This window comes from Pseudomonas sp. 7P_10.2_Bac1 (assembly GCF_025465935.1).
GTDB lineage: Bacteria > Pseudomonadota > Gammaproteobacteria > Pseudomonadales > Pseudomonadaceae > Aquipseudomonas.
The window spans coordinates 23,324-36,827 of the sequence record NZ_JANLNV010000072.1 but is presented as its reverse complement, the minus strand read 5'-3'; the positions used below and the strand labels follow the sequence as shown (position 1 = coordinate 36,827).

General features: G+C 56.7%; 12 protein-coding genes and 1 pseudogene. 2 read left to right on the top strand and 11 right to left on the bottom strand.

Annotated features, from left to right (window positions below; all coding sequences use genetic code 11):
- Positions 1-43: 43 nt before the first annotated feature.
- The 11 genes from NTD86_RS15030 to ffh all read right to left on the bottom strand — a co-directional run bounded on the left by NTD86_RS15030 (position 44) and on the right by ffh (position 11,361).
- Positions 44-2,173 (bottom strand): transporter substrate-binding domain-containing protein, encoded by a 2,130-nt coding sequence (locus NTD86_RS15030; protein WP_262203335.1) that lies wholly within the window; start codon positions 2,171-2,173, stop codon positions 44-46.
- A gap of 119 nt (positions 2,174-2,292) precedes the next feature.
- On the bottom strand, positions 2,293-3,702 hold the full coding sequence (gene thrC, locus NTD86_RS15025; RefSeq protein ID WP_262203333.1) for a threonine synthase: 1,410 nt from the start codon (positions 3,700-3,702) through the stop codon (positions 2,293-2,295).
- Positions 3,703-3,809: 107 nt separating this feature from the next.
- Positions 3,810-5,114, bottom strand: coding sequence for a homoserine dehydrogenase (locus tag NTD86_RS15020; RefSeq protein ID WP_262203332.1), 1,305 nt, complete (start codon positions 5,112-5,114; stop codon positions 3,810-3,812).
- Positions 5,115-5,250: 136 nt separating this feature from the next.
- Positions 5,251-5,982 carry a thioredoxin fold domain-containing protein gene (locus tag NTD86_RS15015; protein ID WP_262203331.1) on the bottom strand — a complete coding sequence of 244 codons (732 nt, stop codon included), beginning with the start codon at positions 5,980-5,982 and terminating at the stop codon, positions 5,251-5,253.
- A gap of 204 nt (positions 5,983-6,186) precedes the next feature.
- On the bottom strand, positions 6,187-7,083 hold the full coding sequence (xerD, locus tag NTD86_RS15010) for a site-specific tyrosine recombinase XerD (RefSeq protein WP_262203329.1): 897 nt from the start codon (positions 7,081-7,083) through the stop codon (positions 6,187-6,189).
- A gap of 197 nt (positions 7,084-7,280) precedes the next feature.
- Positions 7,281-7,691: an acyl-CoA thioesterase gene (locus NTD86_RS15005; protein ID WP_262203328.1), complete on the bottom strand. Its 411-nt coding sequence runs from the start codon at positions 7,689-7,691 to the stop codon at positions 7,281-7,283.
- 95 nt (positions 7,692-7,786) lie between these two features.
- On the bottom strand, positions 7,787-8,137 hold the full coding sequence (gene rplS / locus NTD86_RS15000; protein WP_003175895.1) for a 50S ribosomal protein L19: 351 nt from the start codon (positions 8,135-8,137) through the stop codon (positions 7,787-7,789).
- A 46-nt stretch (positions 8,138-8,183) separates the two neighbouring features.
- Entirely contained in the window at positions 8,184-8,936 is a 753-nt protein-coding gene (trmD, locus tag NTD86_RS14995) for a tRNA (guanosine(37)-N1)-methyltransferase TrmD (protein WP_262203327.1), read from the bottom strand.
- Positions 8,937-8,938: 2 nt separating this feature from the next.
- Positions 8,939-9,478 carry a ribosome maturation factor RimM gene (gene rimM / locus NTD86_RS14990; protein WP_262203326.1) on the bottom strand — a complete coding sequence of 180 codons (540 nt, stop codon included), beginning with the start codon at positions 9,476-9,478 and terminating at the stop codon, positions 8,939-8,941.
- 5 nt (positions 9,479-9,483) lie between these two features.
- A complete protein-coding gene (rpsP, locus tag NTD86_RS14985; protein ID WP_047277364.1) occupies positions 9,484-9,735 on the bottom strand; it encodes a 30S ribosomal protein S16 in 252 nt (83 codons plus the stop codon).
- Between the two features lie 249 nt (positions 9,736-9,984).
- Entirely contained in the window at positions 9,985-11,361 is a 1,377-nt protein-coding gene (gene ffh / locus NTD86_RS14980) for a signal recognition particle protein (RefSeq protein ID WP_262203324.1), read from the bottom strand.
- A 208-nt stretch (positions 11,362-11,569) separates the two neighbouring features.
- On the opposite strand from ffh, the gene NTD86_RS14975 reads away from it, so the two are divergent.
- A complete protein-coding gene (locus NTD86_RS14975) occupies positions 11,570-12,382 on the top strand; it encodes an inner membrane protein YpjD (RefSeq protein WP_048368180.1) in 813 nt (270 codons plus the stop codon).
- Between the two features lie 200 nt (positions 12,383-12,582).
- Positions 12,583-13,272: pseudogene (locus NTD86_RS14970) on the top strand (transporter associated domain-containing protein); the annotation flags it as partial.
- Positions 13,273-13,504 lie beyond the last annotated feature (232 nt).

The following is a 13,504-nucleotide window of genomic DNA, read 5'->3' as shown; positions in this document are numbered from 1 at the left end:
AGCGGGCTTCGCACATTACAACGGCCTTATCAAAACGCCAGAGTCAGTGACGACTGGACATACCCGGCGTGGAAACGCTACTCACTGACTCCCATTTTTTCTCTTTTGACAGGTCAGACCAGCCTCCGACCACACCTGCCAAATGCCCCGAATCAGAGTAAAACGGCACCATCCAGCAATAGATTTCACCACTGGCTGTTTTAAACGCTTGGTTACGCTTCTGGTAATAAGGCTTTCTATTGCGAAGAACTTGCAGGAGTTCCCCTTGAAGCTGCTCAGTGGTTTGATCGGATAAAAATGCGGCTTCAGTCATGACACGCCCATGGATCAGTTCGAGTCGGGTCGAAAAAAAATCTTCGTAGGTGCGGTTGCACGTGATGATTTGCCCTCCCAGCCCCTTCACAAAAACAGGATGTGGAATCGCATCAAAGTAGCGTTGCCCAAACGCCAATTGAGCGTTCAATGCGCCCTCAACCAAGCGTCCATGCCGCAACCGGCTGGCCAGCCGCCGGTTCCATATCACCAGCACGCCCGCCAGGCCCATGCCGCCCGCCAGGCCCACGTAGGCCCACGGGGAAATGGCCGTGTGTGTCTCGGCTGGCATTTTACTGAGCTCATGCAGCCACTTTTGGCGCAGCGCCTGCATGTCGGCCATGGGGATGGCCTCCAGCCCCTTGTTCAGTATGTCGAGCAGCTCCGGGAACTGGTCCGAGACACTAAAGTTGTCCGTGGACCAGCGACCATCGACGCTTCGCCCCACTTTCAAGCGCCTGGCCGTATGTAGATAAGCCTGAATTTCGTTCTGGATCGTGGCAGTCGCCTCCCCTTGCTCAACCAGTTCACGTGCCTGCACGTAGTTCTCGACATTGCGCACAATGATCTCTGGGTAGTCGCTGCGCACCATGGATTCCAGTGCATGCCGAGCTGGCAGGGCCAGCACCTTGCCCGCAAGCTGGTCGAGGGAGCTCAGGCGATAGTCATTGCTGCGTACCACGAAGACCCAGGGAGCGCCTCCATAGGAGTAGGTAAAGTTGAGAAATGACTTGCGCTCGGCATTCTTGGATAAGGTTGTGTTCATTTGCGCCTTGCCGCTTTTGATCATCTCCAGGGTTCGCGCCGTTGACGGGCTTTCCTCATGGACAAACTGCAGCCCGGTCATGCGAGAAATACGGGCCAGGATATCGGCGTTCAATCCTTCCCAGCGTTTTTCACCGTTTTTGAAGATATACGGCGGGTATTGCTGCGAGGCGACGATGACCACCGGGTTCTGCTTGATCCAGGCTTGTTCCCGAGGCAGTAGCTTAATGCGCTGTTGGCCAATACCGTCGGCCAGCCCTGTGGTCCAGCGCGAAAGGATCACCTGATTCATGGAGTCATCCAGACTGCTCAAAGCGTGCTCAATCAAGGCCTGCAACTGAGGATCAGCACGGCGTACCGCAAAGGCGAAGCCCGACTCCGGCAAGGCACTCTGCCCCAAAATACGCAGACTCGAGTAAGGCCGCAGGGTCTTGAAGGCCCGGACCATCATTTCATGGGCAATCAATGCATCAATATCGCCCTCATCGAGCGCTTCGAGGGCACTGTGCAAGGTGGGCGTCAGGAGGATTTCACTGCGTGGGTAAAACGCATCGGCAACGTGCGCATCGACTTCGCCGTCGAGAAAGCCGATTTTCTTGCCGTCCCAGCTCCCCTCTGGCGCTGCATCGTCTTTGCCGACCATCACCGAGCGATCCGTCATGTAGTCGGTCGAAAACAGTAGCCCCTCTATACCGCGCTCGTAACCGGTCGCGCTGGTCAGAATGTCGATTTTGCCCGCGAGCAGCGCTGCCACTGCCTGATCTCGTTTGCTGAAGCCCAGCACTTCGATCTTGGCCCCCAGTTTGTCGCGCACAAGGCTCAGGTAATCGGCGCTGATACCCTGATAGCGGTTGCGTTCGCTCGCAATGTCCATGGGGGCGTAATCGGCAATCGAGATACCTACGCGCAACCGCCCGCGCTCCTCCAGCCATTGCCGTTGCTCTTGATCAAGCGTGAGCGGTTTGAGCTCGACAAAGCTTTGCGGCAGCTTGAACGGTAGGCCCTGGGCAGCCTGGACACAGGTGTTGAGACTCATCGGGGCGATGAAAAGCGCCAGCAACATCCATGATTTCAGCACGCGGACAAAACGTGGCATGACAGTCTCCTTGACCGACTACTCGCCAGCATAAGGAGGCGAAAACGGAGCAAGTGTGCCACGCACCCACAAAAAAGCCCGTCAGATGACGGGCTTAAAAGTACGTAAGAAAAAGACCTTTAAAGGGCTTTCCCACGATTGCCATGCTGGCTGACAAAGGCCTGCACGGCCTTGAGATCATTGGCCAAAACGGTGTAACGCTCCTCTCGTGCGAACAAATCCGAAAGGTGAGCAGGCAGCTCGAGAGCTTTTCCTACGCCAGCTTTTTCAACGGCCTCAGGGAACTTGACCGGATGCGCTGTCCCAAGGATGACCATTGGAATATCAAGGCTGCGACGGCACTCACGAGCAGCTTTCACGCCGATGGCAGTGTGCGGGTCCAGTACCTCGCCGGTTTGGGCAAACACCTGGGCAATGGTTTCACACGTTTGCTCGTCGTTGACAGCCAGCGAATCGAACAGGCGACGTGCTTCGGTCCAGCGATCATCTTCAACACTGAAGGTGCCGGTTTGCTTGAACGAGTCCATCAACCCCGCAACCGCTGCGCCATTGCGACCGTGCAGGTCGAACAGCAGACGTTCGAAGTTGGAAGAAACCATGATGTCCATGGACGGCGACAGGGTCGCGTGCAGGGTTTCCTTGGCGTACTGGTTGCCGCTCATGAAGCGGTGCAGGATGTCGTTACGGTTGGTGGCAACGATCAACTGATTGACCGGCAAGCCCATGTTGCGCGCCAGGTAGCCTGCGAAAATATCGCCGAAGTTGCCGGTTGGCACCGAGAACGACACCGAACGATGCGGCCCACCCAGTTGCAGGGCGGCATGGAAGTAGTAAACGATCTGGGCCATGATCCGCGCCCAGTTGATCGAGTTCACGGCTACCAGACGCGTGCCCTTGAGGAAACCTTGGTCGGCGAAGCTGGCCTTGACCATTTCCTGGCAGTCATCGAAGTTGCCTTCGATAGCGAGGTTGTGGATGTTGTCGCCAAACAGCGTGGTCATTTGCCGACGTTGTACTTCCGACACCCGGTTGTTCGGATGCAGGATGAAAATATCTACGTTCTCACAGTGTTTGCAGCCTTCGATGGCAGCCGAGCCGGTATCGCCCGACGTAGCCCCCACGATGACCACACGCTCGCCACGCTTGGCCAGTACGTAGTCCAGCAGACGCCCCAGCAACTGCAGGGCAAAGTCCTTGAACGCCAGCGTTGGGCCGTGGAACAGCTCAAGCACCCACTCGTTGCCATTGAGCTGACGCAGCGGTGCTACCGCATTGTGGGCAAAAGCGCCGTAGGTTTCTTCCAGGATCTTTTTGAAATCGGTATCGGGAATGCTGCCAGTGACAAACGGGCGCATCACCCGGAATGCCAACTCGTGATACGGCAGGCCTGCCCAGGAAGCGATTTCTTCTTGGGTGAAGCGCGGCAGGTTTTCTGGCACATACAAACCGCCATCGCTGGCCAGACCGGCCAACAGGACATCTTCAAAATTCAGGGCCGGTGCCTGGCCACGGGTGCTGATATAGCGCATGGGTGCAAACCTTCGGTTTGAGCGGCAAGCCGTTCAGTGGCAAGCGGCAAGTAAAGGCAGAGTGGCTTTTGACTTGCAGTTTGCGCGTGAAGCTTGCCGCTGCTTCATTAATTAAGACTTTCTACGCGGATGCGAACGACTGGACCCACAACGCCTTGCAACGCTTCAAGCGCAGTGATGGCGTCATTGATGTGCTGCTCGATAACACGGTGAGTCAGCAAAATCATTGGCACCAGACCGTCATGCTCTTCGGCTTCTTTCTGCATGATCGACTCGATGTTGATACCGCGCTCCGACAGGATGCTGGCCACTTGAGCCAGGACGCCCGGATGGTCCTTGGCCTGGATGCGCAGGTAATAAGCACTTTCACAGGCCTCGATCGGCAGGATCGGGTGAGCCGACAGCGAGTCCGGCTGGAAGGCCAGGTGCGGGACGCGGTTTTCAGGGTCGGAGGTCATGGCCCGAACTACGTCGACCAGGTCAGCAACCACCGAGGACGCTGTCGGTTCCATGCCGGCGCCAGCACCGTAGAACAGAGTTGAACCTGCTGCATCGCCATTGACCATCACAGCGTTCATCACGCCATTGACGTTGGCGATCAGACGGTCAGCCGGGATCAGGGTCGGGTGCACCCGCAACTCAATGCCGCTAGCCGTGCTGCGTGCAACACCCAGGTGCTTGATGCGATAGCCCAGGGCTTCGGCGTAGTTCACGTCAGCGGTGGTCAGCTTCGTGATGCCTTCGGTGTAGGCCTTGTCGAATTGCAAAGGAATACCGAAGGCGATCGACGCCAGAATCGTCAGTTTGTGAGCTGCATCGATACCTTCAACGTCGAAGGTCGGGTCGGCTTCGGCATAGCCCAGGGCTTGCGCTTCAGCCAGCACGTCTTCAAACGTACGGCCCTTCTCGCGCATTTCGGTGAGGATAAAGTTACCGGTGCCGTTGATGATGCCCGCTACCCAGTTGATACGGTTGGCCGACAGGCCTTCACGAATGGCCTTGATCACCGGGATACCGCCTGCAACAGCGGCTTCGAACGCCACGATCACGCCCTTTTCCTGGGCCTTGGCGAAGATCTCGTTACCGTGCACAGCAATCAGCGCCTTGTTGGCGGTGACCACGTGCTTTCCGTTTTCAATGGCTTTGAGCACCAGTTCACGGGCGATGGTGTAACCACCAATCAACTCGATAACGATGTCAATTTCAGGGTTGGTGGCAACAGCGAAAACATCGTTGGTAATGGGGGTACCGGTAATGTCGCACTGAGGGTTTGGCGTACGCAGAGCAATTTGCGCAACCTGGATGCCACGCCCGGCACGACGGGCAATCTCCTCGGCGTTACGCTTAAGTACGTTAAAGGTACCGCCACCGACGGTCCCGAGCCCACAGATACCTACTTTGACCGGATTCACGCTGAACTCCCCATAAAACGGCCGACTCAAGGTCGGCCGTGGAAAACAACCGTGGACAACCACGGTTCTCTATTAATAGCCGGGCAGTTGAATTGCCCGACCATGATCGTTACCGGCTTAGCGTAACGACACAGGATTATTTAACACTGAGTGCCAGCTTGCCAACCTGCGCAGCAGGCTGATAACCCGGAATCACCTGACCATCGGCAAGCACGATAGCCGGTGTACCGTTGACCCCGATCGACTGCCCTAGGGCAAATTGCTTGGCAACCGGGTTGGCGCATTTCGGTGCGTTGACGGTTTTGCCGTCGGTCATCTTGTCCATGGCGCTTTTCTTGTCCGCGGAACACCAGACGGCCTGCAACTGTTGGTCACCCGGCGAGCCAAGGCCCTGGCGCGGGAACGCAACATAGCGCACTTCGATCCCCATTTTGTTCAATTCAGGGATTTCGCCGTGCAATTTATGGCAATACGGGCACGTGGTGTCGGTAAACACCGTGATATGCGACTTGGTTTCACCAATGGCAGGGTAAACGACGGTTTCTGCCACCGGGATGCCGTTGATCAACTTGGCAACGCCTTCGCGCTCGGCTTTCTCGGTCAGGTTGACCGGCTTGCCATCCTTGAGCTGAAACATGTAGCCCTGAACGATGAACTGGCCATCGGCGCTGGCATACAGAACGCGGCTGCCTTTGAGCTTGACTTCATACAGGCCCGCCATCGGGCTTGCGCTGATGCTCTCGACCGGAACATCCAGTTGCAGCGTATCAAGGCTCTTGCGAATGGCTTGTTCGGCGCCGGTGTCGGCGAATGAAAAGGTACTGACCAACGCAATGGCTGCGGCGGCGAAAATCTGGGTCACGCGCATGGGAACTCCTGAAGGCGGACAAACGGCCAAGCCTGATAACACGGTGTAAAAACGGGTTTTGGCGGCTCGCTTTCGAAACCGGCAAAGCCTACCACAGATGGCCCGTATGACCGACGCCCAACTGACGCACTGGGCCTGTTCCCGTTTCATTACAAGCCGCGTCACTGGCTAAACTCTACACGCGCCCCAAAGGGGAGAAAGCCCCTAGCCCCGCGGATGATGCTGGGCATGCAGGTCTTGCAAACGCGCCCGGGCCACATGGGTGTAAATCTGGGTCGTAGACAGATCGCTATGCCCCAGCAGCATCTGCACCACGCGCAAATCCGCGCCATGGTTGAGCAAATGGGTGGCGAACGCATGGCGCAAGGTGTGGGGGGACAGTGACTTCTCGATCCCGGCCACCATGGCCTGGTGCTTGATCCGGTGCCAGAAGGTCTGGCGCGTCATCTGTTCACCACGCTGGCTGGGAAACAACACATCACTGGGGCGGCCGTTCAACAGCTCTGCCCGGCCATCGCGCAGGTAGCGTTCAACCCAGACAATCGCTTCTTCGCCCATCGGCACCAAGCGCTCCTTGCTGCCCTTGCCCATCACCCGAAGTACGCCTTGACGCAAGTTGACTTGTTCCAAGGTCAGGCTGACCAGCTCGGTCACGCGCAAGCCGCAGGCATAGAGCACTTCCAGCATGGCACGATCGCGCTGACCGATGGCTTCACTCAAGTCAGGCGCGGCGAGCAAGGCCTCAACGTCGGCTTCTGACAACGATTTGGGCAACGGCCTGCCTAACTGCGGCATGTCGACCTGCAAGGTCGGGTCGACGGCTATGAGCTTTTCACGCAGCAAATAGCGATAAAAACCACGCGCGCCGGACAAAAAGCGCGCCGTTGAACGCGGTTTATAGGCCTGTTCGAGACGCCAGGCCAGATGATCCAGGATCAACTCGCGCCCGGCATTGATCAATTCAATGCCTCGCTCCTGCAACCAGCCATTGAATAACGCCAGATCACTGCGATAAGCATCCCGGGTGTTGTCCGATAAACCTTTCTCCAGCCACAAGGCGTCCAGAAAGCGATCGATAAGCGGATTGTCGATGGCAGGCATTGGCACTCGTACAGCACGGCTTACGCGCATGCATCAATTAATGGGAAGTGGAAAATCGACCGTAGTCTTTCATAGGACGCTGACGTGATAAACCATCAGTTTTCATGGGCGACCTTGCACTCCCCCACCAGGAAAAGGCACTGATTGGGAGATGATCATGTTTTGTGCTGTTCTGAGTAGACAGCTCGCTCTGCCTGTCACGCAAACCCTGGCAGGACCGGCACCGGGCGCTTGTCGTCATCAATCGCTACAAAACTGAACAGGCCCTGGATCGCCAGCTCACGCCCATCACAGCTCATGCTCTCGACATACACTTCAACTTCAACCTTGAGGCTGGTGTTGCCGACTTTCACCACACGCCCAATCAATTCCACAATTGAACCCGCCGCAATCGGGTGGTTGAAGTCGATACGGTCGGTCGAAACGGTCACCAACGGCAAGCGGCAGAAACGGGTCGCGGCGATGAACGAGACTTCGTCCATCCAGGCCAGCGCCGTGCCGCCAAACAAGGTGTTGTGGTGGTTGGTGGTAGAAGGGAATACCGCTTTGGTAATGCGGGTAACGGATAACTCGGTACGACGTTGAATCTCTTGCTCACGCAAAGTCATGCTTTTACTACCTACAACTGGACAAAGGTCTGACAAATTTCAGGCAACAAAAAAGCAGCCCGAAGGCTGCTTTTTTCTGCATCGGGAAGCTGGACTTAAGCCAGTTTTTCCTTGATGCGAGCTGCTTTACCGGACAGGTCACGCAGGTAGTACAGCTTGGCTTTACGAACGTCACCGCGACGCTTCACAGCCATGCTGTCGATTTGCGGGCTGTAGGTCTGGAAAGTACGCTCTACGCCAACACCGTTGGAGATTTTACGAACAGTGAAAGCACTGTTCACGCCACGGTTACGCTTGGCAATCACTACACCTTCGAAAGCTTGCAGACGCGAACGGTCGCCTTCCTTCACTTTCACCTGAACGACAATGGTGTCGCCCGGGGCAAAGGTAGGGATCTCTTTGGTCATCTGCTCTGCTTCGAGTGCAAGGATGATTTTGTTAGTCATGCTGTGCTCCTAAGGTAGATCGTCTGGATCTACCATCGATACGTTGTTAACTATCGTCCCGCTCGCGGATATATTCCTCAAGCAGCTTCTTCTCTTCTCCAGAAAGCGAGCGGCTTTCCAGAAGATCGGCGCGTCGTTCATAGGTCCGCCCAAGGGACTGCTGTAAACGCCAACGCCGGATGTGTGCATGATTGCCACTTAGCAATACGTCGGGAACACGCTGATCCGCATACACCTCCGGTCGGGTGTAGTGCGGGCAATCCAGCAGACCGTCCGTGAAGGAGTCTTCCTCCGCGGAGTCCACATGCCCTAAAGCTCCGGGCAGCAGTCGTGTAACCGCATCAATCAGAACCATCGCCGGCAGTTCACCACCGGAGAGTACATAGTCACCAATCGACCACTCTTCATCGACATAAGCGTCTATAAAACGCTCGTCAATGCCTTCATAACGACCTGCAATAAGGATTAATGCTTCCTCATTCGCCAGTTCGCGTACCGCCGACTGTTTCAGCTGGCGGCCTTGGGGCGACAGGTAAATCACCTTCGCCGCCTCTCCGGCTGCTTCTCTGGCCTGAACCAGCGCATCTTCCAGAGGCTTGATCTTCATCACCATGCCCGGACCACCGCCAAATGGGCGATCATCCACAGTGTGATGCCGGTCTGTTGTGTAGTCCCGCGGATTCCAACAGGTGAGCTGCAAGAGCCCTTGTTTCACCGCGCGACTGGTGATGCCATAGTCGCTGATGGCGGAAAACATTTCGGGAAACAAACTGATCACTTCTACGCGTAATTTAGCCACGCTTAGAAGTCCGCATCCCAATCCACCTTCATCTCGCCGGCTTCCAGGTCGACGTTCAACACGCATTGCTCCGTATAGGGCAACAAGCGATCACGGTCATCCAGGCTACCAGGGCAAGGTTTGACGTACATCACATCGTTAGAGCCAGTCTCTAGCAGGTGATCGATCTTTCCGAGCAATTGCCCTTCTGTGTCGATGACCTTGAGGCCTTCCAGCTGGTACCAGTAGTACTCGCCGTCGGTCAGTTCAGGAAACAGGCTGCGTGGCACGCAGATTTCGAATTCGCGAAGAAGACCTGCTTCATCACGGTCATCGAGACCCTTGATCTTCACAACCAGAAACTTGTCGTTCTGGGAACGACCACTGACCAGCTCTGCCTGCCGTACATCAGCACCACGCCGAAGCGTGACTTTTTTGTAATCCAGCAGGTTGTCAATTGGATCCGTAAAGGAGTACACCTTCACTTCGCCGCGAACGCCATGAATCGAAAAAATCTTGCCGATAACGATCAAATCATCAGCAACTTCTGGCGTCACGCTCATATTGCTCAGGCCGCAGCCTTGGCATTGACCTTCACAAGCTGAGCAACGCGCTCAGACATTTGTGCACCAACGCTCAACCAGTAAGCGAGGCGGTCTTCTTTAACGGAGAAACGAACTTCCTGACCACGGGCAACCGGGTTGAAGAAGCCAATTTGTTCCTTGTGAGAACCGTCACGTGGGTTACGGCTGTCGGTAACGGTCAAGTGGTAAAACGGGCGCTTTTTGGAGCCGCCAAGGGCAAGACGGATTGTTAGCATGTGAACATCGTTCCTGTAGTCGGTGCTGCAAATCTAAATGCACAGCGGGCATGGGTGCCCGAAAGGCCGCATATTCTAAGGAATATCCGGACTTTTGCAAATGTCTTTTTCAGGCGCCTATGGACCTGCCATGCAGATTTGCTATAAGGCCGCCACGAATGGCGACAGATTGGCTCCCGCATAACACGGGTTTGCCAGGTGTCTCGCAAGGCTGCGAGTTACCCGCACGCAAGCGTGCGGGCGGGTAATTTACATTTTTGGCATGCCGCCGCCGGGCAACATCGAGCCCATGCCGCGCATCATTTTGGCCATTCCGCCTTTTGCCGAAAACTTCTTCATCATCTTTTGCATCTGCTTGTGCTGCTTGATCAAGCGGCCGATGTCCTGCACCTGAGTACCGGAACCCATGGCAATACGACGCTTGCGCGAACCGCTGATCAGGTCAGGGTCACGACGCTCGGCCGGAGTCATGGAGTTGATGATGGCTTCCATTTGCTTGAACTGCTTTTCAGCGGCGCCCTGGGCATTGCCCATTTGCGCCAGATTCACACCGCCCATGTTCGGCAGTTTGTCCATGAGGCCGCCAAGGCCGCCCATGTTCTTCATCTGTTGCAGTTGGTCGCGGAAGTCTTCGAGGTCGAAGCCCTTACCTTTTTTGAGCTTTTTAGCCAGTTTGTTGGCTTTGTCTTTATCGAGCGTCTGTTCGGCTTGCTCGATCAGGCTGAGCACGTCGCCCATGCCCAGGATGCGCGAAGCGATACGGTCCGGGTGGAACGGCTCGAGCGCGTCGCTCTTCTCGCCCATACCGATGAACTTGATCGGCTTGCCAGTGATCGAGCGCACGGACAGGGCCGCACCGCCACGGGCATCACCGTCGACCTTGGTCAGGATCACACCGGTCAGCGGCAGCGCATCACCGAAGGCCTTGGCCGTGTTGGCCGCGTCCTGACCGGTCATGGCATCAACCACGAACAGGGTTTCGACCGGTTTGACGGCCGCGTGCAGCTCCTGGATCTCGGCCATCATCTCAGCATCGACGTGCAGGCGACCGGCGGTGTCGACGATCACAACATCGATGAATTTGAGCTTGGCTTCATTAATAGCGGCTTGCGCAATCGCCACCGGCTTCTGGCTGATATCGGACGGGAAGAACGTAACGCCCACTTCGCCCGCCAGGGTTTCCAGCTGCTTGATCGCCGCCGGACGGTATACGTCGGCCGAGACCACCATTACGGTTTTCTTTTTGCGCTCTTTAAGGAAGCGCGCCAGCTTGCCAGCCGTCGTGGTTTTACCCGCCCCCTGCAAACCGGCCATCAGGACCACGGCAGGTGGCGCAACGTTGAGGGTCAGGTCCTCGTTGGCAGCGCCCATCAGGCTTTCGAGTTCGGCCTGGACGATTTTCACAAACGCCTGGCCCGGTGTCAGGCTGCGCGACACTTCTGTGCCGACCGCACGCTCCTTGACCGAGCTGACAAAGTCTTTGACCACTGGCAAAGCTACGTCGGCTTCCAGCAGCGCCATGCGTACTTCACGCAGGGTGTCTTTAATATTGTCTTCGGTCAGCTTGGCCTTGCCGGTGACATGGCGCAGCGTCTGCGAGAGACGATCGGTTAAATTTTCAAACATGCGCGATCCTTTCAGGCCCAAAGTAGACCGGGGTAATTGCGGCCCAGCCCGTGTAAAACTGATGCTCGGCGAGCCTGCGGCGTGGGCAGGTCGCGGATTATAGCGAAGACTGGCCGCGGCGGACACCTTGCCGTCGGCTTATGTGGTCTTTCGTGTACGGCCGGTTGTATGCCAAACTCAGCCCTTTCGGGCTTGCCTAACAGGATTTATGCTCCCCTTGTCACCCAGCTTGCTACCCAGCCTCGCCGCCGCTTGCTTGTATGCCGCTGCGACCTTCTATCAAGGCAAATGCCTGCGCCAGGGCGCCAAGGCCAACAAACGCCTATTGGTGACGCTCGGCATTCTTGCCGTGATCGCTCACGCCGCGAGCCTCTTTACCCATTTGCTGACACCGGCAGGCCTTGAGCTGGACTTTTTCAGCGCTGCGAGCCTGATTGCCGTGGCGGTGATTATCGTGACACTGGTGGCCTGTGCACGCATTCCGGTCGAGAACCTGCTGCTACTGCTGTATCCGCTTGGGATATTCACGGTATTGATGTCGCAGTTCGCCCCCGCCGGTACCGTTCAGGTAGTCGATGAAGAGCCGGGCATCCTGCTGCACATTCTTTTATCGATTCTGGCCTACGGCATGTTCACGATCGCCGTGTTCCAGGCGCTGCTGTTGTCCTTGCAGAATTACCAACTCAAGCACAAGCATCCCAAGGGCCTGATCAAAAACTTCCCGCCGTTGCAAACCATGGAAAGCCTGCTGTTTGGCTTCCTGTGGGCGGGCTGGTCGCTGCTGTCACTGTCGCTGATTTCTGGCTGGGTATTTCTGGGCAACCTGTTTGCCCAGCATCTGGTGCACAAGACGCTGCTGGCCTGCCTGGCCTGGATCGTCTTCAGCGTACTGCTGTGGGGGCGTAATCGCCTCGGCTGGCGCGGGCACAAAGCCATTCGCTGGACCCTGGCCGGTTTCTGCCTGTTAATGCTGGCCTACTTTGGCAGCAAACTGGTTCGTGAATACATTCTGCATATCTGACGGCGATGAATATGGATAGCTTGCCCCACGGTCCAGTGCTCGCAGTATTGGCCCTGCTGTTTCTCGGGTTAGGGTTCTTTATTGGCAAGACGTCGCGCAAGGCTGGCGCCAAAAAGCATCGCGACGCCCCGCCGCAATCACCCAGCGAAGTGCCTGCCCGAGAAGTCGAGCAGGCCAACAGCCGCCCTTCCCTGCTGTCAGGCATCCAGGCGCTGGACAACATTACCGTCAACGACATTCTGATCCCGCGCAGCGAAGTAGAAGGCGTGAATCTGGATGACTCGATAGAAGACCTGATCGAGCAACTGCGCCTGACCAAACGCACGCGCCTGCCGGTGTTTCACAACGACATCAACCAGGTCGAAGCCATCCTTAACACCCGCCATATTCAGCACATGCTGGCGGATGCCAGCTTGACCAAAGAGGCCTTGCTAGCAGTTTGCCACGAGCCGTACTTCGTCCCGGAAAGCACCCCGCTCCCCCTGCAGTTGCTGAATTTCCACAAGCAGCAGCGCCGAATCGGCGTGGTAGTCGATGAATATGGCGAAGTGCTCGGCATTGTCACACTTGAAGACATTCTTGAAGAGATCGTCGGCGAGTTCGAGGACGAGCAAAACCTCGACAACCCCCACATTGAGCCGCTTCCCGATGGGCGCTTTGTAGTGGATGGCGCGGCCAGCCTGCGCGAACTGAATAAAAGCCTGGGCTGGCACTTGCCCAGCGATGGCCCGAAAACCCTCAACGGGCTGGTTACCGAAGCGCTGGAAACCATTCCGGAAAGCATGGTGTGCCTGAAGATCGGCCACTACCGCCTGGAAATCCTCGCCACCGAAGATAATCGCGTCAGCCGCGTATTGATCTGGCACGACAGCGTCAAGCCCGCTGCCTGATCACCATGTAAGGCCTTGTTACATTCTTGTCGGCCTCCCTATAATCAAAGCGCTTATCCAAGCCCCGCCGACACGCGTGCTACCCGCACCCTGCGCTGTCAGCGGGCGGCTTTATACATGACCAGCGCTTGTTCCCATCCCGAACCGCGTCTACACCCAGCCTCAGGGCTAAACGACCATAACAATTGCTCAGGTAGATCTCGCCACCCAGGCAGATAGCAACCAGGAGCTC

Coding starts and splice junctions, on each gene's coding strand:
- NTD86_RS15030 (WP_262203335.1), bottom strand. CDS start 2,173: ATGCCACGTTTTGTCCGCGTGCTGAAATCATGGATGTTGCTGGCGCTT.
- thrC (WP_262203333.1), bottom strand. CDS start 3,702: ATGCGCTATATCAGCACCCGTGGCCAGGCACCGGCCCTGAATTTTGAA.
- NTD86_RS15015 (WP_262203331.1), bottom strand. CDS start 5,982: ATGCGCGTGACCCAGATTTTCGCCGCCGCAGCCATTGCGTTGGTCAGT.
- xerD (WP_262203329.1), bottom strand. CDS start 7,083: ATGCCTGCCATCGACAATCCGCTTATCGATCGCTTTCTGGACGCCTTG.
- NTD86_RS15005 (WP_262203328.1), bottom strand. CDS start 7,691: ATGACTTTGCGTGAGCAAGAGATTCAACGTCGTACCGAGTTATCCGTT.
- rplS (WP_003175895.1), bottom strand. CDS start 8,137: ATGACTAACAAAATCATCCTTGCACTCGAAGCAGAGCAGATGACCAAA.
- rimM (WP_262203326.1), bottom strand. CDS start 9,478: ATGAGCGTGACGCCAGAAGTTGCTGATGATTTGATCGTTATCGGCAAG.
- rpsP (WP_047277364.1), bottom strand. CDS start 9,735: ATGCTAACAATCCGTCTTGCCCTTGGCGGCTCCAAAAAGCGCCCGTTT.
- ffh (WP_262203324.1), bottom strand. CDS start 11,361: ATGTTTGAAAATTTAACCGATCGTCTCTCGCAGACGCTGCGCCATGTC.
- NTD86_RS14975 (WP_048368180.1), top strand. CDS start 11,570: ATGCTCCCCTTGTCACCCAGCTTGCTACCCAGCCTCGCCGCCGCTTGC.